The 21,416-nt window shown below is 61.7% G+C and carries 20 protein-coding genes; 8 read left to right on the plus strand and 12 right to left on the minus strand.

Translation table 11 applies throughout. The features are described from left to right. Positions 1-50: 50 nt before the first annotated feature. Positions 51-2,006: an alpha/beta hydrolase family protein gene (locus tag ISP17_RS04540; protein ID WP_404630464.1), complete on the minus strand. Its 1,956-nt coding sequence runs from the start codon at positions 2,004-2,006 to the stop codon at positions 51-53. Between the two features lie 199 nt (positions 2,007-2,205). On the opposite strand from ISP17_RS04540, the gene lgt reads away from it, so the two are divergent. After that, entirely contained in the window at positions 2,206-3,081 is an 876-nt protein-coding gene (gene lgt, locus ISP17_RS04545) for a prolipoprotein diacylglyceryl transferase (protein WP_404630466.1), read from the plus strand. A 153-nt stretch (positions 3,082-3,234) separates the two neighbouring features. Here the strand turns inward: lgt and ISP17_RS04550 are convergent, their stop codons facing one another. Next, entirely contained in the window at positions 3,235-4,245 is a 1,011-nt protein-coding gene (locus ISP17_RS04550; protein ID WP_404630468.1) for a TIGR00266 family protein, read from the minus strand. A gap of 109 nt (positions 4,246-4,354) precedes the next feature. On the opposite strand from ISP17_RS04550, the gene ISP17_RS04555 reads away from it, so the two are divergent. The 3 genes from ISP17_RS04555 to mutT all read left to right on the plus strand — a co-directional run bounded on the left by ISP17_RS04555 (position 4,355) and on the right by mutT (position 6,162). After that, entirely contained in the window at positions 4,355-5,149 is a 795-nt protein-coding gene (locus ISP17_RS04555) for a thymidylate synthase (RefSeq protein ID WP_404630470.1), read from the plus strand. Positions 5,150-5,272: 123 nt separating this feature from the next. Continuing rightward, entirely contained in the window at positions 5,273-5,761 is a 489-nt protein-coding gene (locus ISP17_RS04560; RefSeq protein WP_404630472.1) for a dihydrofolate reductase, read from the plus strand. After that, a complete protein-coding gene (gene mutT / locus ISP17_RS04565) occupies positions 5,761-6,162 on the plus strand; it encodes an 8-oxo-dGTP diphosphatase MutT (RefSeq protein WP_404630474.1) in 402 nt (133 codons plus the stop codon). Before ISP17_RS04560 ends, mutT begins: the two co-directional genes overlap by 1 nt. A gap of 9 nt (positions 6,163-6,171) precedes the next feature. Here mutT and coaE read toward each other — a convergent pair whose 3' ends face one another. The 4 genes from coaE to pilB form a co-directional block, all read right to left on the minus strand. After that, positions 6,172-6,783, minus strand: a complete 612-nt coding sequence (gene coaE / locus ISP17_RS04570; RefSeq protein ID WP_404630476.1) for a dephospho-CoA kinase — start codon at positions 6,781-6,783, stop codon at positions 6,172-6,174. A 10-nt stretch (positions 6,784-6,793) separates the two neighbouring features. Then, entirely contained in the window at positions 6,794-7,651 is an 858-nt protein-coding gene (locus ISP17_RS04575; RefSeq protein WP_404630478.1) for a prepilin peptidase, read from the minus strand. A 117-nt stretch (positions 7,652-7,768) separates the two neighbouring features. After that, the gene (locus ISP17_RS04580) at positions 7,769-9,052 is read right to left on the minus strand and encodes a type II secretion system F family protein (protein WP_404630480.1); all 1,284 of its coding nucleotides are present in this window, start codon (positions 9,050-9,052) and stop codon (positions 7,769-7,771) included. Positions 9,053-9,192: 140 nt separating this feature from the next. After that, positions 9,193-10,920, minus strand: coding sequence for a type IV-A pilus assembly ATPase PilB (pilB, locus tag ISP17_RS04585; RefSeq protein WP_404630482.1), 1,728 nt, complete (start codon positions 10,918-10,920; stop codon positions 9,193-9,195). Positions 10,921-11,373: 453 nt separating this feature from the next. Here pilB and ISP17_RS04590 point away from each other — a divergent pair, with 453 nt between their 5' ends. From ISP17_RS04590 to ISP17_RS04605, 4 genes are all read left to right on the plus strand, one after another. Next, entirely contained in the window at positions 11,374-12,228 is an 855-nt protein-coding gene (locus ISP17_RS04590) for a glycosyltransferase family 2 protein (RefSeq protein WP_404631433.1), read from the plus strand. 168 nt (positions 12,229-12,396) lie between these two features. After that, complete coding sequence (locus ISP17_RS04595) at positions 12,397-13,446, plus strand: glycosyltransferase family 4 protein (protein WP_404630484.1); 1,050 nt, start codon at positions 12,397-12,399, stop codon at positions 13,444-13,446. Beyond that, complete coding sequence (locus ISP17_RS04600) at positions 13,447-14,373, plus strand: NAD-dependent epimerase/dehydratase family protein (RefSeq protein ID WP_404630486.1); 927 nt, start codon at positions 13,447-13,449, stop codon at positions 14,371-14,373. It begins immediately after the preceding gene. After that, a complete protein-coding gene (locus tag ISP17_RS04605) occupies positions 14,343-15,395 on the plus strand; it encodes a glycosyltransferase family 2 protein (protein WP_404630488.1) in 1,053 nt (350 codons plus the stop codon). The genes ISP17_RS04600 and ISP17_RS04605 overlap by 31 nt, the downstream gene beginning before the upstream one ends. Here ISP17_RS04605 and ISP17_RS04610 read toward each other — a convergent pair. From ISP17_RS04610 to ISP17_RS04635, 6 genes are read right to left on the minus strand one after another with little or no spacing between them, the layout of a single operon-like run. Beyond that, complete coding sequence (locus tag ISP17_RS04610; protein ID WP_404630489.1) at positions 15,385-16,149, minus strand: class I SAM-dependent methyltransferase; 765 nt, start codon at positions 16,147-16,149, stop codon at positions 15,385-15,387. The two genes, ISP17_RS04605 and ISP17_RS04610, sit on opposite strands and share 11 nt — an antisense overlap. A 28-nt stretch (positions 16,150-16,177) precedes the next feature. Beyond that, positions 16,178-16,948, minus strand: coding sequence for a class I SAM-dependent methyltransferase (locus ISP17_RS04615; protein ID WP_404630490.1), 771 nt, complete (start codon positions 16,946-16,948; stop codon positions 16,178-16,180). A 19-nt stretch (positions 16,949-16,967) separates the two neighbouring features. Beyond that, entirely contained in the window at positions 16,968-17,990 is a 1,023-nt protein-coding gene (locus ISP17_RS04620; protein WP_404630492.1) for a glycosyltransferase, read from the minus strand. Positions 17,991-18,012: 22 nt separating this feature from the next. Then, the gene (locus ISP17_RS04625) at positions 18,013-19,488 is read right to left on the minus strand and encodes a lipopolysaccharide biosynthesis protein (RefSeq protein ID WP_404630494.1); all 1,476 of its coding nucleotides are present in this window, start codon (positions 19,486-19,488) and stop codon (positions 18,013-18,015) included. 8 nt (positions 19,489-19,496) lie between these two features. Next, positions 19,497-20,168 (minus strand): acetyltransferase, encoded by a 672-nt coding sequence (locus ISP17_RS04630; protein WP_404630496.1) that lies wholly within the window; start codon positions 20,166-20,168, stop codon positions 19,497-19,499. Between the two features lie 7 nt (positions 20,169-20,175). Beyond that, a complete protein-coding gene (locus tag ISP17_RS04635) occupies positions 20,176-21,351 on the minus strand; it encodes a DegT/DnrJ/EryC1/StrS family aminotransferase (RefSeq protein WP_404630498.1) in 1,176 nt (391 codons plus the stop codon). Positions 21,352-21,416: the final 65 nt, after the last annotated feature.

The raw sequence follows: 21,416 nt of genomic DNA on the forward strand, positions 1-21,416 counted from the left end.
AGCAAAGGCCGCCCGGATGGGCGGCCTTTCTTCATCCCGGACCAGGCGGCTCAGGCGCCCTTGCCGATGTGTTTTTCCAGAAAGGCCTGGAGCGTGTTGAACAGCTCGATGTTGTTCTTCTCGTCGTAGAAGCCGTGGCCCTCGCCCGGCTTGGTGAGGTACTCGTAGGGCTTGTGTGCCGCATCGAGTGCCGCGCGCATCGCCTTGAACTGGGCGAACGGCGCGCGCTGGTCATCCTCGCCGTGGATCAGCAGCACCGGTACGTTGATCTTGTCGGCCAGGTTGGCCGGTGAATTGGCGGCGAGCTCGCCCTCGTTGTCGCCCATCTCCAGGCGAAGCGCGTTGCGGCCCGTCTCGCTCTGGTGGGTATCACCCTTCTTGTAGAGCAGTCCCATGTCGTAGACGCCGGCATAGCCCACAGCGCACTTGAACATGCCGGGCGCGCGGATCGGCGCCATCAATGCCGAGTAGCCGCCGAAGCTGGCGCCGAAGATGCAGATGCGGTTCGGGTCGGCGAATTTCTGCGCGATGGCCCACTTCACGCCGTCGATCAGGTCGTTCTGGATGCCGGTGCCCCACTGCTTGTAGCCGGCTTGCTCGAAGTCGATGCCGCGGCCGCCCGAGCCGCGGAAATTGACCTGCAGCACCAGGTAGCCGCGGCTGGCCAGGAACTGGGCGTCGTCATCAAAGAACCAGGTGTCTTCGATACCGATCGGGCCGCCGTGTGGCATCAGCACCATGGGCAGGTTGCTCTCGCCGACGCCCTTGGGCAGGGTCAGGATGGCTTCCAGCTTAGTGCCGTCGCGCGCCGTGAAGGTCATCGGGCGCCGTTCGGCCATCTGGTTCGGATCGATCCAGGGGGCGGCGTCGAACAGCTTCTGCACCTTGTAGGTGTGCGTGTTGATCAGGAAGTAGGTGCCCGGTGTGCGGTCGCTGGCGACGCCGAACAGCAGCTCGCTGCCGTCGTCGCTGAAGTTCACGAAGCGCACGTAACTGCCGGGGAACTTCAGGCTGAGCGCGCGATGCAGTTTGGACATCGGCGCGTTCGGATCGATGTAGCGCGCCGTCGGAACGCCGGTAGCCAGTGTCGTGGCGAAGGGTTGATCCGGTTTGGCCGTCCATTCGACGCCGCCGACGCTGCCGAAGTCGGCGGCGGCGAGCACTTTGCGATCGCTTCCGTTCTCGGCCATCTCCACCAGCGACGTCGGACCGCCGTCGGCGCTGAAGGCGGCATAGACGTGCTGACCATCCGGGGTGCTCTCCAGCGGGGCAAAGCTGACGCCGACCTGCGATGAGGTCATCGGGGTCCAGCCCGATCCCTCGCGGTGATACACCACGTAGTCGTAGTCCTGGTTGCGACCGAAGGCGTAGTGCGCGGCACCGTCCTTGCCCACCATGAAGCTCATGCCGGAGACGCCGATATCGCCGATCAGGTGACGCGTGTTGTGGTTCGCATCGACGTCGTAAAGCGAGCTCTGGTTGTTGCTGTCCCAGCCCTGGGCGGCCATGTAGAAGTGGCCATTGGAAGCGTCGGGCTGGCCGTCGTAGAAGCCCCAACCCTCGTCGCTGCCACGACTGGCTGCGCGGCGCCCGTACTTCACCGAGTCGCGACCGTAGAGATAATCCTGGTTCTTGCCGTCGATGTCCGTAGCGAGGATTTCGCCGGTCAGCATCGGCTTGTCGATCGATCCGTATTCGCGCCCTTTCTCGATGATCAGGCGCGTCGGGCTGGTCCACATGAAGCTGGCCGGTACCTCGTACTTGGGCAGGCGCAGCATGCTGGCCGGATGGCCCATGTCGCTGACCTTGAAGATGACCAGCGCGTGCGCGCCGTCTTCCCCGTCCATGCGCACGGCCAAGTATTGGCCATCGGGCGACAGCCTGGGCGTGGAAATCGTGGCATGGCGCGCAAAGGTCTCGACCGGGATGAGATCTCCCGCCATCGATGCAAGCGGCAACAGCGCCAAGGCAGCGCCGATCAGCGCCCGTGAAAGTTGGTTCGACATGTTGTTCCCCCTGAATGCTCCTGCACGACATACCGGGCATCAAGGAGCGTCATGCCCGGTGGCCAGCGCCTCCCCGGCGCGGCCCGCTTCAAATCCTGGCGGCGAGTATATCCACGCTCCGGTCCGGTTCGCCCGGTGCCTTGTATCCGTTTTGGCGACGCCCGCCGGTACACTTGCGCTCTTTGTTCGACGCGCTGCCATGACCGCTCCCTTTGTCGTCCATTTCAATCCCGTCGCCTTCAAGCTCGGCCCGCTTCAGGTCCACTGGTACGGCCTGATGTACCTGCTGGGCTTTGCGCTGGTGGCCGTTCTCGGCGAGTACCGGCGGCGGCGCGGCCGGCTGCCGGTGAGCCGCGATGCGCTGGGCGACCTGTTCTTCTACGGAATGATGGGCGTCATCGTGGGCGGGCGCGTCTGGTACATGCTGTTCTACTACGCCGGTGGCATCGGCTGGATCTGGCGCGAGCCGCTGGCGCTGTTCAAGGTGTGGGACGGCGGTATGAGCTTCCACGGCGGCCTGCTTGGTGTGGTGCTGGCCGGCTGGTGGTGGTCGCGGCGGCATCGGCTGCATCCGTTCGACACGATCGATTTCGTGGCGCCACTGGTGCCGCTGGGACTGGGGCTGGGGCGGCTGGGCAACTTCATCAATGGCGAGCTGTGGGGCAAGCCCACCGATCTGCCGTGGGCGATGATCTTTCCCGGTTCGCGCGACGAGGACATCGCGCTGGCGTCGGGTCATCCCGACCTGGTGCAGCGCCTGCAGCAATTCGACGGCTTGCCGCGCCATCCCTCGCAGCTGTATGAGCTGGCGCTGGAGGGCGTGGTGATGTTTGCCGTGCTGTGGCTGGTGTCGCTCAAGCCACGGCCGCGCTATCTGATCTCGGGGCTGTTCGCCCTGATGTATGGCTGCTTCCGCTTCGCGGTGGAGTTCGTGCGCGTGCCGGATGCCCAGCTCGGTTATCTCGCCTGGGGCTGGCTGACGATGGGGCAGGTGCAGTCGATCCCGCTGATCGTGTTGGGGCTGGTGCTGATCGTGATGTCGCGGCGCGCGCCGGTGCTGTCGCTCGCCGCATGACGGAACGCCACGACGCAGTGGCTTGAGACGATGGGCTGTCGGGGCTGAAGCCCCTCCCACAGGCGCAGCCCGGCAGAGGTTTTTCAGTCGCGACGCCGTTGCTCGCAATGTTTGTGATCGCCACCCTTCCCAAGGGAGGGTGGCGCTGTTCGGCTAGAAGTTGCGGTCGCCGCCGAGGATGTCGCCCAGCCCGCCGAGGATCGAGCCCTCGCCGCGTCGCTGGCCGCCGCCCTGCGGTGCCGCAGCCAGCATGCGCCCGGCCATGCGCGAGAACGGCAGTGACTGCAGCCACACCGTGCCCGGTCCGGTCAGCGTGGCCAGGAACATGCCCTCGCCGCCGAAGAACATGCTCTTGATGCCACCGACCGGCTTGACGTCCATGCTCACCGTGTCGTGGAAGGCCACCACGCAGCCGGTATCCACGTCCAGCCGCTCGCCGCCCTTGAGCTCGCGCTGCACCACGGTGCCGCCGGCGTGCACAAACACCCAGCCGTCGCCCTCGAGCTTCTGCATGATGAAGCCCTCGCCGCCGAACAGGCCGGTGAGGATCTTGCGCTGGAAGAAGATGCCCAGCTGCACGCCGCGCGCGCCGGCGAGGAACGAATCCTTCTGGCAGATCAGCCGGCCACCGTGCTCGGACAGCTTCATCGCCATCACCGTGCCGGGGTAGGGCGCGGCGAACGCCACCTTGGCCTTGCCGCCGCCGGTGTGGGTGAACACCGTGGTGAACAGGCTTTCGCCGGTAATCACGCGCTTGCCGGCGGAGAGCAGCTTGTCCATCAGGCCGCCGCCCTGGCTGGCGGTCGAGCCGTCGCCGAACACCGTGTCCATCTGCACCGCCGATTCCTTGTACATCAGGGCACCGGCCTCGGCGATCGCGCTCTCGCCCGGGTCCAGCTCGATCTCGACGAACTGCATGTCGGTACCGACGATGCGGTAGTCGATCTCGTCCGCCGAGCTGCCGCGCGCGGGCGGTGCCGGCGGCGGGGCCATCACGGCTGCCCCGCCCAGCTCGGCGACCGAGCGGATCGGCTGCCACTCGGTGAACCCCTCGCGCCAGCAGTAGCCGTCGGGCTGGCGCCGGGCCTGTTCACGGGCCTGGGCGTCGTCGAGCGGGCCGACGCGTTCGGTGTTCTTGCCGTAGCTGAAATACCACTGGGCCATGTCCGTGCCTCCTGGGGAAAGACCCGGAGTCTAGGCGCTGGGCGGGGTAGGCGGCAGTGACCGTTGTCATGCCTCCCGGGTGGGTGGCCAGCGCTGGTAATCTTGCCGGATGCGCGCCTACCTCGACCTGCTTGCCCACGTGCTGGAACACGGCACCGAAAAATCCGACCGCACCGGCACCGGCACGCGCAGCGTGTTCGGTTGGCAGATGCGCTTCGATCTGCGCGAAGGGTTTCCGCTGGTCACCACCAAGAAGCTGCACCTCAAGTCGATCGTCCACGAGCTGATCTGGTTCCTGCGTGGCGACACCAACATCGCCTATCTCAAGGAAAACGGCGTCAGCATCTGGGACGAGTGGGCCGACGCCAACGGCGACTTGGGGCCGGTCTACGGTGCCCAGTGGCGCAGCTGGCCCACGGCGGATGGCGGCACGGTGGACCAGATCCGCTGGGTGGTCGACGAGATCCGCCGCAACCCCGATTCGCGCCGGCTTATCGTGAGCGCTTGGAACGTGGGCGAGTTGCCGAAGATGGCGCTGATGCCCTGCCACACCATGTTCCAGTTCTATGTGGCGGACGGCCGCTTGAGCTGCCAGCTGTACCAGCGTTCCGGCGACATCTTCCTCGGCGTGCCGTTCAACATCGCCAGCTATGCGCTGCTGACCCACATGGTGGCGCAGGTGTGCGGCCTGGAGGTGGGCGACTTTGTCCACACGCTGGGCGACGCGCACCTTTACAACAACCACGTCGAGCAGGCGAAGCTGCAGCTGGGCCGCGAGCCGCTGCCGCTACCCCGCCTGAAACTCAATCCGGACGTGCGCTCCATATTCGATTTCCGCTTTGAGGATGTGGCCATCGAGGGGTACCAGTCACACCCGGCGATCAAGGCTCCCGTGGCCGTCTGACGCGTCATCACCGGCATCCGGCAGCATCTTGCGGGTGCCCGCGCCGCCGCAGCGCGCTACTATCGCAGGGTTGAGAGGCGCGGTTCGACGCGCCACGTCGCCACTTCAGGTCCAAGGATTGCCATGGCTGTTTCGCTGATTGCCGCCCTCGATGAAAACTTCGCCATCGGCCGCAAGGGCCAGCTGCCCTGGCACCTGCCGGACGATCTGCGCTGGTTCAAGGAGCTCACGCTCGGCAAGTACGTGCTGATGGGCTACAACACTGCTGTCGCCATCGGCAAGCCGCTGCCGGGGCGCACCAACCTCGTGCTGTCCAAGCGCCACGAGGCGCCGTTTGCCGGACAGACCACGGTGCGTTCGATCGAGGAAGCGCGCGCACGCGCCGACGGCACCGGCCTGATGGTGATCGGCGGCGGGCAGGTTTACGCCGAAGCGTTGCCGATGGCGCAGCGGCTGTACCTGACGTGGGTGAACGCGGCGGTGGACGGCGCCGACACCTTCTTCCCCGGCGTGCATTTCAGTGAGTGGACCGAGGTCTCGCGCACCCACCACAAGGCGGACGCCGAGCACGCGTACGACTTCGACATGGTCGAGTACATCCGCAACCACTGATGCCCGTGGCGCCGTCGCCCCTGCACGTGATGGCCGGCGTGCTGCGCCGTCACGACGGACAGGTGCTGATCACCGAGCGCCCCGCCGGCAAGCATCTGGGCGGCTGCTGGGAATTTCCCGGGGGCAAGCTCGATCCGGGCGAGGCCCCACGTGACGGCTTGGCCCGCGAGCTGCACGAGGAGCTCGGCATCCGCCTCGTCGCGGCCGAGCCGATGCTCGCCCTGCCGTGGCGTTACGACAGCAAGGAGCTGCTGCTCGATACCTGGTTGGTGGTCGCCTGGCAGGGGGCGCCGCAATCGCTGGAGCAGCAGGCGCTGGAATGGGTCATGCCGGCGGATCTGGCGCCCGAGCGACTGGCGCCGGCCGACCGGGAAATCCTGCGCCACCTGCTGGGGAGCTGACGCGCGGCCTCAGCGGCGCGCCGCCGCCAGGGCGCGGTACATCGCATCGAGTGTCTCCGCGCGCGCCGGCAAGTCCGATTCCGCGCCGCTGTTGTCGATCACGTCGTCGGCAATCGCCAGGCGCTCGCCGCGTGAGGCCTGGCTGGCGAGCATGCGCCGGGCCAGCGCCTCGTCCACGCCGTCGCGGGCCATCAGGCGGCGGATCTGCTCAGCCTCCGGCACGTCCACCACCAGCACCCGGTCGACCCAGCGGTAGTGCGCCAGGTTTTCCACCAGCAGGGGGATCGCCAGCAGGCAGTAGGGGCCCCCATCTGCGTCGGCACGGTCGCGCAGCCACTGGCGCACCCGTGGATGCACGATGGCCTCCAGGGTATGGCGTGCATCGCGGTCGGCGAAAATGCGCCGTCGCATCGCCGGCCGGTCCAGGCGCCCATCGGGGCCCAGCACGTCCTTGCCGAAGGCTTCGACGATGCTGGCCAGCCCCTGCGTGCCCGGTTCGATCACCTCCCGTGCCGCGAGGTCCGCGTCGTACACGCGAATGCCGAGCGCCTCAAAGCACCGTGTCACCGCGCTCTTGCCGGCGGCCACGCCGCCCGTCAACGCAATCACATAACGCGCCATCGTGTGGACCTCAGCGCAGCCCGGTGAAGTGCAAGTAGGCGTCGAGCATCCGGTCGCCGGCCACGAACCACACCCATCCCGCGGCCGCGATGAACGGGCCGAACGGCATCGGCACGTCGCGTTCGTGGCGCTTGAGCGCCATCATCGTGCCGCCCACCAGGGCGCCGATCAGCGACGAAAGCAGTACCACCGGCAGCAGGCAGCTCAGTCCCATCCATGCGCCCAGCGCTGCGAGCAGCTTGAAGTCGCCATGCCCCATGCCTTCCTTGCCGGTGAGCAGCTTGAACACCCAGTACACGCTCCACAGGCTCAGGTAACCGATCGCGGCGGCGAGGATGGCTGCCGACGGCGACACGAACAGCGGCTTCAGCGACAGCAGCAGGCCCAGCCAGAGCAGCGGGTAGACCAGTTGGTCAGGCAGCAGCTGGGTGCGGAAGTCGATGCCGGACAGTGCGATCAGCGTCCAGGTGAACAGCAGTCCCGCCGCAGCCGTCCAGCCCATGCCGAAGCGCCACACGATGACGGCGCTGCACAGCCCGCTCAGCAACTCCACAAGCGGGTACTGGATCGAGATCGATGCGTGGCAGTAGCGGCAGCGCCCCTTCAGCAGCAGCCAGCCGAGCAGCGGAATGTTGTCGTGGGCAGCCAGCCGATGCTTGCAGTGCGGGCAGTGCGAGGGCTCGCGCACGATGCCCGGCGGAAGCTCGATCGCATCAGCCTCCAGACCCAGCACGTCGTGGGCTTCCCGCCGCCACATGGCTTCCATGCGGGCCGGCAGGCGCAGGATCACCACGTTGAGGAAGCTGCCCACCAGCAGCCCGAGCACGGCGGCAGAGGCGATCCATACGGGCGGGGCGAGGTCGGGCATGAGGCAGCCTGGTGTTTCGGATACCTCTGTGGGGGAGGCAGGAGATAGAGAGAAAACCAACGCGCGCAATGACCAATCCCGAGGGTCTGATCGCTGCGAACGCGTTTGATGGCGCCATCAGCCGATGGTGGCGCCGAGTTTGAAGATCGGCAGGTACAGCGAGACGACGATGCCGCCCACGATGGTGCCGAGCACGATCATGATCATCGGTTCGAGCAGGGTTGAAAGCGTATCGACCGCATTTTCCACCTCTTCCTCGTAGAACTCCGCCACTTTGAACAACATGCTGTCGAGCGAGCCGGATTCCTCGCCGATGGCGGTCATCTGCACCACCATGTTGGGGAACAGGCCCGTTTGCTTCATCGCCAACTGCAGCTGGTGACCCACAGCGATATCTTCGCGCATCTGCTTTACCGCATCCCCGTAGGTGACGCTGCCAGTGGCGCCAGCCACCGCGTCCAGGGCCTCGACCAGCGGCACGCCAGCACGAAATGTCACGCCCAGGGTCCGGGCAAAGCGGGCGATCGCCGAGTTGCGCGTGATATCGCCCATGACCGGCAGTTTCAGCGCTATGCGGTCGAGCAAATGGGCGAACTTGATCGAGCGGCTCTTGGCCATGACGATCGCAGTGACGCCGCCCACCACGACACCGATAATCAACCACCAATAGCTCTGAACGAACTTGGATGCGTTGACCACAAACTGCGTAGGCGCGGGCAGAGCCGCGCCTGCATCTTGGAAGGTCTTGGCGAATACCGGCACCACGAACAGCATCATGATCAGCACAACCACGAAGACCACCGCCAGCACCATCATGGGGTAGAACAGCGCCTTCTTGATCTTCTTCTTGAGCGCCTCGGTGCGCTCCTTGTAGGTAGCCACGGTATCGAGCACGGTATCGAGCACGCCCGACGTTTCACCGGCATGCACCAGGTTGCAATAGAGCTCGTCGAACTGTATCGGATATTTCCCCAACGCCTCGTGCAGGGCGGCGCCGCCCTCGATGTTCTGCTTCACATCCAGCAGGATGTTCTTGAAGCGAATGTTCTTTTGGCCTTCGGAGATGATGTCGAAGGCCTGCACCATCGGAACGCCTGAGGCCATCATCGTGGCGATCTGGCGGCTGAAGACGGCGACATCTCCGGGTTTCACCTTGCTGCCGGTGCTGCCAAACAGGGGCTTGGATCGCTCTCGAACCGTCTGCGGATTCATGCCTTGGCGGCGTAGTTCCGCTTTGACCAACGAGGCATTCTTGGCCGGCATTTCGCCTTTCATTCTCTTGCCGCGTTTGTCCAGCGCCACCCAGTCATAGGTAGTCATGCGGCTGACTTCAGAACGCAGCGCGCCGAGCTCGCTCGCCCTCTGCAAGTTTGTCTTGGGCTTCGCGGTAGCCGTGGCCATGAACCTTCCCCCTATTGATCCAATCCCTACCCACCCGGGCTGGGTGGATGAGAACCTACCCCCAAGCATATGCTAACCGGACCGTCTCAAATTGTGCCGCCTCGCTCAGGTTGCCGTTGAGGTGGTAGAGAGATCCCGGTCTATTCTTTGGTAACGCGGTCGATCTCGGTGAGGCTGGTCAGGCCCTGCTTGACCTTTTTCAAGGCCGAGGCGCGTAGATCGTCAACACCAGCAGCCTTGGCCGCCTCTGCAATTTGCATCGAATTACCGCCCTTGAGGATGATTTTCTGGATGTCCTCGAGCATCGGCATGACCTGGTAGATACCCACGCGGCCCTTGTAACCCTCGTTGCAGCTATCGCAACCAACGGGCTCATAAATGGTCAGCCCCTCGTCGATATCCTTCTGAGTGAAGCCGGCTGCCAGCAGTGCCTCGGGGGGAAGCTCCATCTGCTTCTTGCAGTCGTGCAGGCGACGGGCAAGGCGCTGCGCAATGATCAGGGTGACTGACGAGGTGATGTTGTACGGCGCGATGCCCATGTTCATGAGGCGCGAGATGGTTTGCGCGGCATCGTTTGTATGCAGGGTGGAGAGCACCATGTGACCCGTCTGTGCGGCCTTGATCGCTATCTCGGCCGTTTCCAGGTCGCGGATTTCGCCGACCATGATCACATCTGGATCCTGGCGCAGGAACGAGCGCAACGCCGCTGCAAAGGTCATGCCGCGCTTGACGTTCTGCTGCACCTGGTTGATGCCTTCAACGCGAATTTCGACCGGGTCCTCCACCGTCGAGATATTTCGTTCGGCGGTGTTGAGCATGTTCAGGCCGGTGTAGAGGGACACCGTCTTGCCCGAACCGGTCGGGCCGGTGACCAGCACCATGCCGTAGGGCTTGTGGATGGCGTCGATATAGAGCTTTTGCTGTTCGGGCTCGTAGCCGAGTTTCTCAATACCTATCTTGGCCGAGGATCCGTCCAGGATGCGCAGCACGATCTTTTCACCGAACAGGGTGGGCAGGGTGCTCACGCGGAAGTCGACCGCACGGCTCTTGGAGAGGTTGAGTTTGATGCGGCCGTCCTGGGGTACTCGCTTCTCTGCAATGTCCAACTGCGCCATCACCTTCAGGCGCGAAGCGATTCGGTTGGCAAGTTTCATCGGTGGGCTGGCGATGGCGCGAAGCATGCCGTCCATGCGCAGACGCACGCGGTACTGGGTCTCGAAGGGCTCGAAATGGATATCCGAGGCCCCGCGGCGGATCGCGTCCACGAGAATCTTGTTGATGAACTTTACGACCGGTGCATCATCGACGCCGCTGGCATCAATGCCAGTAGACTCGGGCTCATCATCGCCGCCGGATGTCTCCAGGTCGAGGTCGTCGAGCTCGCCTCCATCCATGCTGTCAATGGTGTTGCTGGCTGCGGCCAGGGCTGAGTCGATGACCCGCAACAGTTGGCTGCGCTCAACCAGGATCGGCTCCACCATGCAATTGGAGTGGAACTTGATATCGTCTAGCGCATGCGACTGCATTGGGTCGGCAATGCCGACAAAGAGCCGTTTGCCACGGCGGAACAGCGGCAAGGCCTTGTGCTTGGTAATCAGCGCCTCGCTGATCAGGTTCAGCGGCATAGCGGTGGGTGCCAACGACGACAGGTCCATCATGGGCATGCCGAATTCGACGGAGGCCACCTGGGTAAAACGGGTGCTCTCGACCATGTTGTGGTCGAGCAGCCACGCGGAGAGGGTGGACTTGTGTTGGACCGAATCGTGCACGGCCTTGCGCACATCGGCCTCTGGCAGCACGCCCTCCGACACCAGTCGGCGTGCCATGCCCGACAACCCTGCGAGCGACGCCTGTACTTGAGATGCCATCGTGGAACCTGCCTCACACTGCTGATTAACGTGGTGTTTACTGCACTGTACCAGTCCCATCACGGGCCGCAAGCGACCTGCGTCGCGCTCCTTGCGGGGCGCCTCAACTAGGGCCGGTCGAATCGGGGTGGGGGAGGGATCGCCCGGGCCTCTCATCGATGAACGGTCGAAACAACGGTCAAGGGGGGCGTGGCAGTGTCAGATGCCGCTGCGGCGGTGGCGGGGTGGGTGATCCTGGGGCAGTCCAGGGGCCGTCAAAGACCCTGTCGGGTCATCGCGGACCCTCCCCGGAAGTTTTCGCCCCCTATTCGAAATGTGCAGACATTTGGCAGGCCTGATGGGCGATAGCAGCCCGCGGGCGCCGCGCACGCACACCCCTCAGTGCCGGCAGCTGATCCCGCGAGGCTGGTGTCGGCGCGCTATCATCCAGCCACCGATCAAGGGGAGCATTTTTTGGAGCATCTGAGCATCATTTTGCCCGCCAAGAATGAGGCAGCAGCGCTTGCAAATCTGCTGCCGCGCCTCGCGACAGCCTATCCGAAGGCCGAAATCATCGTGGTCGACGATGGCTCCACGGACGGCACCCGCGCCTTGTGCGAGGTATTGGACATCACCTGTCTTTCGTCGCCTTATTCCATGGGAAACGGCGCGGCGATCAAGCGTGGCGCCCGTGCGGCCGTAGGCGACATCCTAGTGTTCATGGATGGTGATGGTCAGCACGACCCGGCCGACATCGCGCGCCTGCTCGACCAACTGGAGCATGGCTACGACATGGTGGTCGGTGCACGCGACTGGGGCAGCCAGGCGGGTGTCGGTCGGGGGGTGGCGAACACCTTATACAACTGGCTGGCTACGCGCGTGACCGGGCATCCGGTGCTCGATCTCACTTCTGGGTTCCGCGCGGTGCGGGCCGACAAGTTCCGCGAATTCATCTACTTGCTGCCGAACGGCTTCAGCTACCCCACCACCAGCACCATGGCCTTCTTCCGCAGCGCCTATCCGGTCGCCTATATCCCGATCAAGGCCGCTCGGCGGGTTGGAAAAAGCCACATCCGACCGTTGCGCGACGGTATCCGCTTTTTGCTGATCATCTTCAAAATCGCCACGCTTTATTCGCCATTGAAGCTTTTTGTACCGGCTAGCGCGGTGTTCTTTCTGTTGGGTTGCGCCAACTACGGCTACACCATCATTGCTTACCACCGCCTGACAAACATGAGTACGCTGCTATGGAGTGCAGCGGTCATCGTATTTCTGATCGGATTGATCTCCGAGCAGATCACGGCCCTCACCTTTCGCCGCGAAGGGTAGAAGATGAATGCGCGGTGGACCTGGGAGTCTCCATGGGTCTACCTTGTCATTCGGCAACAGCGCCGCCGTGGATTACCGCATCCGAGTTGAGGTTTTGTGCAAGTGATCCGCGTACTTTTGGTTAGCACCTCCTATCCCCGTGATGTTTCCGATTGGCGTGGGATATTCATGCGCCATCTGGTGGCTGCACTCACTCGAGTGCCAACCTTAAAGCTCAGCGTCTGGGCACCTCCGGGGGATTTGCCCGAGGAGGCGACTGCAGTTGTCTCGTCCAGCGATGCCCGATGGCTGAATGAATTGATGGCCTCTGGCGGTATTTCCCACATGATGCGCAAAGGGGGGCGGAAGGCTTGGTTCGCACCGATGAGGCTTTTGCTAATGATGGGGCGGAGCTATCGCGCCAACCTTGAAGTGGATATCTACCATATCAACTGGTTGCAGTGTGCCTTGCCTCTCCCGGGCAATCTTAAGCCCGCACTTGTCACGGTGCTGGGCAACGACCTGAAACTGCTGAAGTTGCCGTTTATGCGGCATCTATTGCGCCGCGTCATGAAACGGCACAGGGTGACTATCTGCCCCAACGCTGATTGGATGGAGGCGCCCTTGCAACGCGCTTTTGGCGATGTCGCGAAGATCCGTCCAGTCTCATTTGGTATTGATCCCAGCTGGTATGCGATCGAACGAAAGGCCCACCATGGACGTCCCTACTGCTGGGTTGCCGTCACGCGACTTACGGCCAACAAGTTGGGTCCCCTATTCACTTGGTCGAAAGATTTGTTTCTTGAAGGTGCCCGTGAATTGCACCTTTTCGGGCCGATGCAGGAGGGTATCGAAGTGCCGGATTGGGTCCACTACCATGGATCAGTCACCGCTGAGCAGTTGGCAAACGAGTGGTTCCCAAAGGCATGTGGCCTGATCACCCTCAGCCGTCATGCGGAAGGTCGGCCGCAAGTAATGCTTGAGGCCATGGCGTCGGGATTACCCATTATCGCCTCCCGCATGCCCGCGCATGAGAGCATCGTGTTCGATGGAGAAACCGGCAGGTTGTGCGATGCCGTGGAGAGCTATGGCGCAGCGTTGCTTGAGTTGGAGGGTGAGACTGCCAATCGCCGCATGGGTGATGCCGCACGGCGCTGGGCGGCTCGCGAAATAGGTACGTGGGACGACTGCGCCCATCGCTACGCTCAGATCTACAGCGAGCTACTTGGAGTCGAATAGATGACCGAGCGGGTCCTGGTTATTGGTGCCAGTGGTTTCATAGGGCAGCACTTGGTGCGCGCGCTGGCACAAAAGGTTGGGTTGGTGATTGCAGTCAGCCGAAAACAGGTGGATTTTGGCTTGGCTAACGTGGAGCCGGTACGCGCCGACCTGCAAGAGCCCGACGATTTCAAACCGTTGCTTGCCCGCAGTGATGCCGTGGCATACCTCGCCGCGACATCCACTCCCGGAACCTCTGCCGGAAACCCCTTGCTGGAGATAGTCGACAATCTGCGACCGTTGGCTGCCTTGTTGCAGGCACTGCAAGAGCACGCTGGCGTGAGGCTCCTCTATCTTTCATCTGGTGGCTCGCTTTACCCGTCGTCAGGCGAGATCTTGGCAACAGAGAGGACCCCGGTGCAGCCACGTTCGTATCATGGCGCAGGGAAGATAGCCGCCGAACATTTTATTTCTGCGTGGAGCCATCAGTACTCGGGTAGAGCGACGATCGTGCGACCGTCCAACGTCTACGGCCCTGGGCAGACCGAGCGTGCGGGATTCGGTATCGTTCCCACAGCTTTCGGAAAGATTAAGCGCCATGAAACCCTGGAGATTTGGGGTGACGGATCCGCTGTCCGAGATTATGTGTATGTAGACGATCTGGCAGTGCTGTTACGCATGATTCTCACCCGGCCCATGTCCGTTGGGGCGCATGTGGTCAACGCCTGTAGCGGAACGGGCGTCAGTCTCAATGAACTGTTGTCTGCCATGGAAGCCGTGGCCGGTCGATCTTTGCGGCGCAGCTATCAAGTGGGTCGTGTAGTGGATGCCCTACGCGTGCTGATGGACCCTACCCTAGCCAAGCATCATTACGGATGGTCGCTTGCCACGCCATTGCATGAAGGGTTGGAGCGAACATGGGGCTGGTTGAACAACACCACGCGCTGAATCGTCCGGAACGGCCGGTGTGTTCCGTCTGCATCGCCAACTACAACGGTGCGGCGTGGCTGGACGATTGTTTGACGTCGATTCTTGCGCAACAAGGGGACGTCTGCATCGAGATCATCGTTCACGATGATGCATCCACCGACCATTCCGTCGCGTTGCTGCGTGAGCGGTACCCGCAAGTCGAGCTGCTTGTGAGCAAGGAGAACGTCGGCTTTTGTGTTGGCAATAACCGCATGGTTGAACATGCGCTTGGTGAATATATCCTTCTGTTGAACAACGATGCGGCACTGCACGCGGATGCCATAGCGGCATTGCTGACCGCGGCGCGGGTAAGTGAAGCGCCGTCAATTCTGACCCTCCCGCAGTACGATTGGACAACAAAAGCCCTGGTTGATCGTGGCTGTTTGCTTGATTTTTTCTACAATCCGGTACCCAATCTGGATCCCGCGCAGGTCGATGTATCCATGGCGATTGGAGCATGCATGTTCATGCCAAGGAGTCTATGGAACAGTCTCGGAGGATTTCCCGACTGGATCGAATCGATTGGTGAAGATATGTATCTGTGCTGCCTTGCCAGATTGCGCGGCGTTGCAGTGAGGGTGCTGCCGCAAAGCGGATTCCGGCACAGACTCGGCGCCAGTTTCGGCGGGGCAAGGATTTCCGCAAACAGGCTCAACACGACACTAAGACGTCGTCGGCTAAGCGAGCGCAACAAGACGTTTGTGCTGTTTATCTGTACTCCCACCGCCGCGATGTGGTTGTTGCTGGCGATCCACGTTTCGGTGTTGCTACTTGAAGGAGTGGTCGTCAGCATGATCCGACTCAGTGCACGACTCTTCACAGACGTCTATGCAAATGTGCCTCGAGCACTGATCCAGAATAGAAGGCGCCTTCTCTTGGTGCGCGGGCGGGTGCAGGGCGCGCGCACAGTCTCTGTGCTGTCCTACTTCCGGCTGGCGAAATGGCTCCCGCACAAGCTGAGGATGCTTTTCCGCTTCGGCATACCGAGCTTCACCCGTTAGATGGATCTTGCCGTTCTGCGCCAGGTGGCCCGCGCTCAGGCGGGTCAGAGGATAGCTTTACAGCTTCGATCATGTAGCCGGTGCCAATGGCATCCCAATCTGGCAGAACCGTGGCCAACCCAGCAGACGCAAGGTTTACCAATAGCACGCCGATGGCGGCAAACGGCATGCGTATAAAGTCTATCCAGCGTGCTTTCGTATGCAGACCGCCGACCAGGGCCAGACAGGTCAGCAGTCCCGTCGCACGCATGGCATGTCCGATCTTTTCCAGACGAATGACCTTGAAGCCCGCACGTGAGAGATCGCGCTTCAGGCCGAACTCGGTCAGCCGCTGGTAATCGTGGGGGGCGTCGTGCACGGGATACAGGAAGGGCATGCTGAGGAGCAAGGTGCCCGCGGGTTTAAGGACGCGACTGAACTGCTCCAGTGCGGCCTGATGATCCAGCAAGTGTTCGAGCACTTCAAAACACAGCACAGCATCGACGCTTGCATCCGGCAAGGGCAGTCGAGTTGCGTCCGCAAAGAGGTCCGGCCGCGCCGAATAGAGTGTTTTGCCCGTGGCAGGGTAATCCAGCCCGATGTATTGGATGCCATAAGGGCAGTGCGCCTCGATCCAGCGATCAGCACAACCAACATCGAGCACGCGCCCGTGCAATTGGCCAACCGCTTCATCGGGTCGGCGACGCCCCAATAGCCACTGTGGATGCAGCGGCGACCGTCGAACAAGTGCCGCCACCTGTCTGATACGGCTCATGCCGAAACCCGGTCTGGCATCCGGCACCTCATTCGGGCTTGCGAAACAGAAACAGCGGTTCTATCGGGTTGACGCCACACGAACGGGCATCGACGTCGCCCAGGAGATCGGCGTGCTGCTGCACGTGGCATTCGAACCCTGCAGCAACGATGCGGTCAAATATGTCCCTGCCGAACAGGCGAACATGATCGGCTTGGCCGTATGCCTGTAACCGCGCAGCATCCGTGTCGATGCCCGGGTCCTGCCAGGTTCGATGCAATTTCGCACTGTACGGTGTCTGCAAAATCGCATGGCCGCCGGACTTGAGAACACGGTGAATTTCCTTGAGAGCCTTCAGATCATCGTCCACGTGTTCCAGAACGTGGTTTGCGATGACCACATCAAACGACTGATCGGCGAATTGCATTTGAAGCATGTCGACACGCTGCACATCGGGGGAGCTCGGGTAGAGGTCGCAGGGAACGTATCGAGCGGGCGCCACATCGCTAATGCGTAGCGCAAGTCGCTTTTCCGGTGCGAAATGCAGCACGGCTTTACCACGCATGCCCATCAGCATGTCGGTCTTTTCTAGATACATCAGCAAGTGCCGCTCTCGGTCGTGAGCTCCGCAACGGGGGCATTCAAACCAATCGGGGTCGCTGCCAACAGTGTTGATTACTCGCATCAGTTCTGGCACGCCTGCTGAGCCACGCATGTAGGGCATGAAGCACCACACCCGGTGGCCGCACATCACGCAGTGGCACCTACCGCCGGGCAACCAGCCTGCTAGCGCATATTTGGCAGTTTTGAAGAGTTTCATCGTGTTCCAGTGAGGCTGGCTAGCGACGATAGAGCACTTTGGAGTGATGGCCGTGCACGCCCTTGCGTAGTCGGCTGCTTAGCTCTTTGTATGCTATGCGCATGACCGATCCAGCTGCCAATAGACTAGTTCGTGTCCTTCCATAGGGGGATGCGGCCAAGGCTGGCGGCACCCATTCCTTAAGCAGCCTAATCTGGCGCGTGCGTAGTGAGCGATAGAACACGCGGCGGATGAAGTCCGCGATGCCGTGTGCCAGGTCATTGTCCGTGACCATCTCACGGGGCACGCTCATGATCGCCTCCCAGTAGAGCTGGCGAACACGGTCGTTGCCGTGTACGACCATCGAGCCAACAGAGCCAATACGGTAGGCTACCTTCGGCTCCGACAGTTGTGCCACAAAGCCAGTTCGGGCTAGCTGTAAGTGCCAGCGATAGTCGATCGATGCAACTTCGATTCCGAGCAGGGCTGGGCGGGATGCCGCGCGATAGACCACCGAGCTGTTGTTAAGGAAATTTCCACGACGCAATAGAGAACCCAGGTCGAACTGTTCATTCCCGACATCATTGAATACGCCAACGCTCTGGTTGTTCTGATCGACCGTCAGGGCATTGGTAAAGACGGCGGCACAGCCAGAATGTTCGCGCAGGAAGTTGACCTGGCGCAGAAGCTTTCCCGGTAGCCAGTAATCATCGCCGTCGAGATAGGCGCAAAACTCGCCACGTGCAGAAAGTAGGATTCGTCGATGATTCAAAGTCGGGCCAACGTTCTTGTCGGCCGTAAAGACCCGGATGATGTCCGGATGCGCCTCTTGATACCGCAGCGCAATATCACGGGTATTGTCGGTCGAGCAGTCCTCGCCGATAAGCAACTCGATCGGCAAGTCGGTTCGTTGGGCCAACGCGCTATCGATCGCTTGCGCCAGGTAGGGGCCGTGGTTGTAGGCGAGTATAAGGACGCTTACAACAGGCTCCTTGACCAGCGCGATGCGGTCACTGATTTCGTAGCTATCATGCGATACGTCGCTGTTGGACGCTGGCGTCATGCTGCGGTCTCGCTGATAGGCATCATGAGATGGAGGTGTCAGACTTTTCGCGCAGCGTGCGCACTATGGTCAACAACCCGTTCAACGCAATATTGCGCGTAAGAGCTGCCAACGTGCCATAAGCGACGGCTGCAGCCGCAATGGCACTAAGCATCGATGCGGGACCGGGCGGCGCCCGTTGCAGAATCATCCAGCCAACCAGTGCTGCCACCAGCGACAATGCGAAGGTGGCGGACTGATCGAGCAGCTGCGCAAACGCGCCGTAATTCAGCAGTTTTTTCGAATAATAGGCGTTGATGACCACGCCAAAAAATCCGGAGAAGAGAACGGCCCAGGCGATGGCAAGCGGGCCCCACGGTGAGGCAGTGGCGATCAGCAGGATACCCATGACCTGCTTGATAACCTCTACCCGCAACAGCAGGTTCGATCGCCCCTGTGCGCCGATGGCAGCCAGGTTGAGCACGTGTATTGGCCACAGTGCGGCGCTCAGGGACAGAATGCTCAGGATGGGTGCCGCGGGACTCCAGCGCGCTCCGTAAATAAATTCGATCAATGGCCTGGCGACTACTGCGATCCCCACCATACAAGGGACAAACAGGAACATCGCCATGCGCAGTGATGCCCTGAAGGCTGATCGAAGCCGGGCTTTATCTTGCGCAATCGTGGAAAAAACCGGCAGGCCCACCCGTTTGAGAATGCCGTCAATCAACGAGGCGGGAGCCTGTTGGGTACCCTGCGCCAGGGTGTAGAACCCGAGTGCGCTTGCATCGAACAGCTTGCCGATCAACAACGATTGCAGGCGTATGGCAGCCGCGTTGAGCAACCCGGTGAACAGCATGTATCCACCGAAGCCGAAAAGGCTGCGGAACGATGCTCCGCGATAGCGGCCGCGCGGCCGCCAGCCAGAATAAAGCCACAACAGAAGTCCTCGCACGCCGATCGAAACGATGCTCTGCCACGCCAGGCTCCATACGTTAAATCCATGCAACGCCAGTACCACCGCGACGGCTCCCGAACACAATGAGGCGACCACTTCCGCACGTGCGCGTGCCCTGAAGTCGAGCCGCATAGTCAACAGGGCATCGGGCACCGAAGCGAAAGCGCCAAGCGGCAACACCAGCGCCATGACACGAGTCAGGTCTACCAACCTTGGTTCGTGGAAGAAGCTGGCGATGGCCGGAGCGGCCAGCATCAAGATACCGGCGGCGAGAATGCTCGCGCCGACCGTGAAGATGAAAACGGTGGTTTCATCGTCAGCTGTTGTGTGCTGGCGTTGCACCAAGGCCACGCCGAAACCAGAGTCGACCAGCAGCGTGCCGATGGTGGTTAAGGCCAACAGAATCGCAATTAGGCCAAAATCGGCCGGCGAGAGCAGGCGAGCCAACACGACCATGACTACGAATTGCACGCCATAGCGCGCCAGAATTTCGAGCGTACTCCACCACGCGGCGGACCCTGCGCGTTGTTCAAGGGTTGAAGCGGCTGAGTGCGTCCGCATTGGAATTGCTAACGCTTTCGTGTCGCGGGTACACCCGCAACCAGTGCGCCACAGTCCACAGATTTGGTCACGCAGGCCCCTGCCGCAATGACCGCGCGGTCACCAATCACAAGGGGGGCGTCAGCCGAGCCGTTGATTAGGTTGGCTCCTGTGCCGATGAACGCGCCTTGCCCGATGTGCACGTGCCCTGATACGTGGACTCCCGGTGACAACGTGGCAAAGTCACCGATAACCGCATCGTGCCCTATTGTGCAGTCTAGGTTTATGTGGACATGCCTGCCAACGTGTACGTTCGTCGTCAGAATTGCCCCTGCACATATTATGGTGCCGGAGCCGAGCTCGACTGAGTTCGACATCTCTGCTCGGGGGTGCACCATGATCGCTTCACGAAAGCCGCTGGCCTCGCATAGCGCAGAAATCCTGCGTCGGGTGGAAGAGTCGCCGACAGCTATTACGATGCGTGCCGTGCTGTCGGGCGTGACGTCTGCAATCTGTTTGACTTTGCGTCCGTCTATTTGCAGCCCGGAGGCATTTGGGATATCGACGAGGAACTCTACGTCCACTTTGTGTGCCCAAGACTGCTCAGCAAGCCAGGCTACCTCTCGGCCAAAACCGCCGGCGCCGAATATATATAGCTTCGTGAACTCGGGTGTCGGGTTGTGGAATGGGTTGCAGGCCATGGGAGTTTCAACACTCCACTGTTTGTTTAATGATGGCTCCAATCGTGGCGATATCATCGACTGTGACCGCCACGCCTGAGGGGAGGATCACCACCTGATCGGCCACGAATTCGGTATTTTTCAGAAGGAGCTTTGCGTGAGGGAAAATGTCGGAATACGGTTTCATCCCGTGGGCGCCGGGCCAGAAATACTTGCGTGCCAGGACGTTCTCGGCCTGGAGCGCGGCGACGATCTGATTACGCGTCACGCTGCAACTCGAGTCGACTTCAACAACGACGTAATGGTGGCTGTTGCGTTCAGTCGAATCGTAGACCAGTACCGAGATACCCGGAATGCCACTTAGTGCGTTGGTGTAGGCTGCGTGGTTACGAATATTGATCGCGATTACGTCTGCATGATCGTCCAGATTCGTCAGACCCATCGCCGCGCAAACCTCAATCATCTTGCCGTTGGTACCTGGATGAACGACGTTGTCGTAGCCATGGAACCCGAAATTGCGCATCAGACGCATTTTTTCGGCGAGTTGGTCATTGTTAGTGACGACCGCACCACCTTCGAAGGTGGTGAATGATTTGGTGGCATGGAAGCTGAGTACCTCGCAGGCGCCAAAGCGGCCAATGGTCTGGCCCTTGTAGGTGCTGCCGAAGGCGTGTGCGGCATCGAACATGAGCTTAAGGCCGTGTTCGTCAGCAATGGCCTGCAGTTCGTCGATGGGTGCGGCACGCCCCCATACGTGCACGCCGATGATGCCGCTGGTGCGCGGCGTGATCATGCGGTGTACAGCTGCGGGATCGAGATTGTGTGTGGCCGGGTCGATGTCGGCAAACACCGGGGTGATACCTTGCCAGTACAGTGCGTGTGCAGTGGCCACAAAGGTCCATGAAGGCACGATCACTTCGCCTTCGAGTCCCACAGCGCGGATGGCGATTTCTAGGGCAATGGTGCCATTGCACATGGCGACACAGTGCTTCACACCGAGGTAGTCGGCGATGCGCTGCTCGAACTCCTGCACCATCGGGCCGTTGTTGGTCAGCCACTGATTGTCGAGTATCTGGTTGACGCGCTGCAGGAATGCTGCGCGGTCGCCGATGTTCGGCCGGCCGACGTGGAGTGGCTCGTCAAAGGCTGGCGGCGCGCCGTTGATGGCGAGGTCGGCTTTGCTGCGGATGGTCTTGGTAGGCACGCGTTGCTAGGCCCTGAAATGTCGATGGCACGATCCGGCGCTAGCGTAGCGCAGCTGCGGCGATC

The organism is Dyella ginsengisoli, assembly GCF_044904665.1.
Classification (GTDB): Bacteria; Pseudomonadota; Gammaproteobacteria; order Xanthomonadales; family Rhodanobacteraceae; genus Dyella_A; species Dyella_A ginsengisoli.

Coding starts and splice junctions, on each gene's coding strand:
- ISP17_RS04540 (WP_404630464.1), bottom strand. CDS start 2,006: ATGTCGAACCAACTTTCACGGGCGCTGATCGGCGCTGCCTTGGCGCTG.
- lgt (WP_404630466.1), top strand. CDS start 2,206: ATGACCGCTCCCTTTGTCGTCCATTTCAATCCCGTCGCCTTCAAGCTC.
- ISP17_RS04550 (WP_404630468.1), bottom strand. CDS start 4,245: ATGGCCCAGTGGTATTTCAGCTACGGCAAGAACACCGAACGCGTCGGC.
- ISP17_RS04555 (WP_404630470.1), top strand. CDS start 4,355: ATGCGCGCCTACCTCGACCTGCTTGCCCACGTGCTGGAACACGGCACC.
- ISP17_RS04560 (WP_404630472.1), top strand. CDS start 5,273: ATGGCTGTTTCGCTGATTGCCGCCCTCGATGAAAACTTCGCCATCGGC.
- mutT (WP_404630474.1), top strand. CDS start 5,761: ATGCCCGTGGCGCCGTCGCCCCTGCACGTGATGGCCGGCGTGCTGCGC.
- coaE (WP_404630476.1), bottom strand. CDS start 6,783: ATGGCGCGTTATGTGATTGCGTTGACGGGCGGCGTGGCCGCCGGCAAG.
- ISP17_RS04575 (WP_404630478.1), bottom strand. CDS start 7,651: ATGCCCGACCTCGCCCCGCCCGTATGGATCGCCTCTGCCGCCGTGCTC.
- ISP17_RS04580 (WP_404630480.1), bottom strand. CDS start 9,052: ATGGCCACGGCTACCGCGAAGCCCAAGACAAACTTGCAGAGGGCGAGC.
- pilB (WP_404630482.1), bottom strand. CDS start 10,920: ATGGCATCTCAAGTACAGGCGTCGCTCGCAGGGTTGTCGGGCATGGCA.
- ISP17_RS04595 (WP_404630484.1), top strand. CDS start 12,397: ATGCGCCATCTGGTGGCTGCACTCACTCGAGTGCCAACCTTAAAGCTC.
- ISP17_RS04600 (WP_404630486.1), top strand. CDS start 13,447: ATGACCGAGCGGGTCCTGGTTATTGGTGCCAGTGGTTTCATAGGGCAG.
- ISP17_RS04605 (WP_404630488.1), top strand. CDS start 14,343: ATGGGGCTGGTTGAACAACACCACGCGCTGAATCGTCCGGAACGGCCG.
- ISP17_RS04610 (WP_404630489.1), bottom strand. CDS start 16,149: ATGAGCCGTATCAGACAGGTGGCGGCACTTGTTCGACGGTCGCCGCTG.
- ISP17_RS04615 (WP_404630490.1), bottom strand. CDS start 16,948: ATGAAACTCTTCAAAACTGCCAAATATGCGCTAGCAGGCTGGTTGCCC.
- ISP17_RS04620 (WP_404630492.1), bottom strand. CDS start 17,990: ATGACGCCAGCGTCCAACAGCGACGTATCGCATGATAGCTACGAAATC.
- ISP17_RS04625 (WP_404630494.1), bottom strand. CDS start 19,488: ATGCGGACGCACTCAGCCGCTTCAACCCTTGAACAACGCGCAGGGTCC.
- ISP17_RS04630 (WP_404630496.1), bottom strand. CDS start 20,168: ATGGCCTGCAACCCATTCCACAACCCGACACCCGAGTTCACGAAGCTA.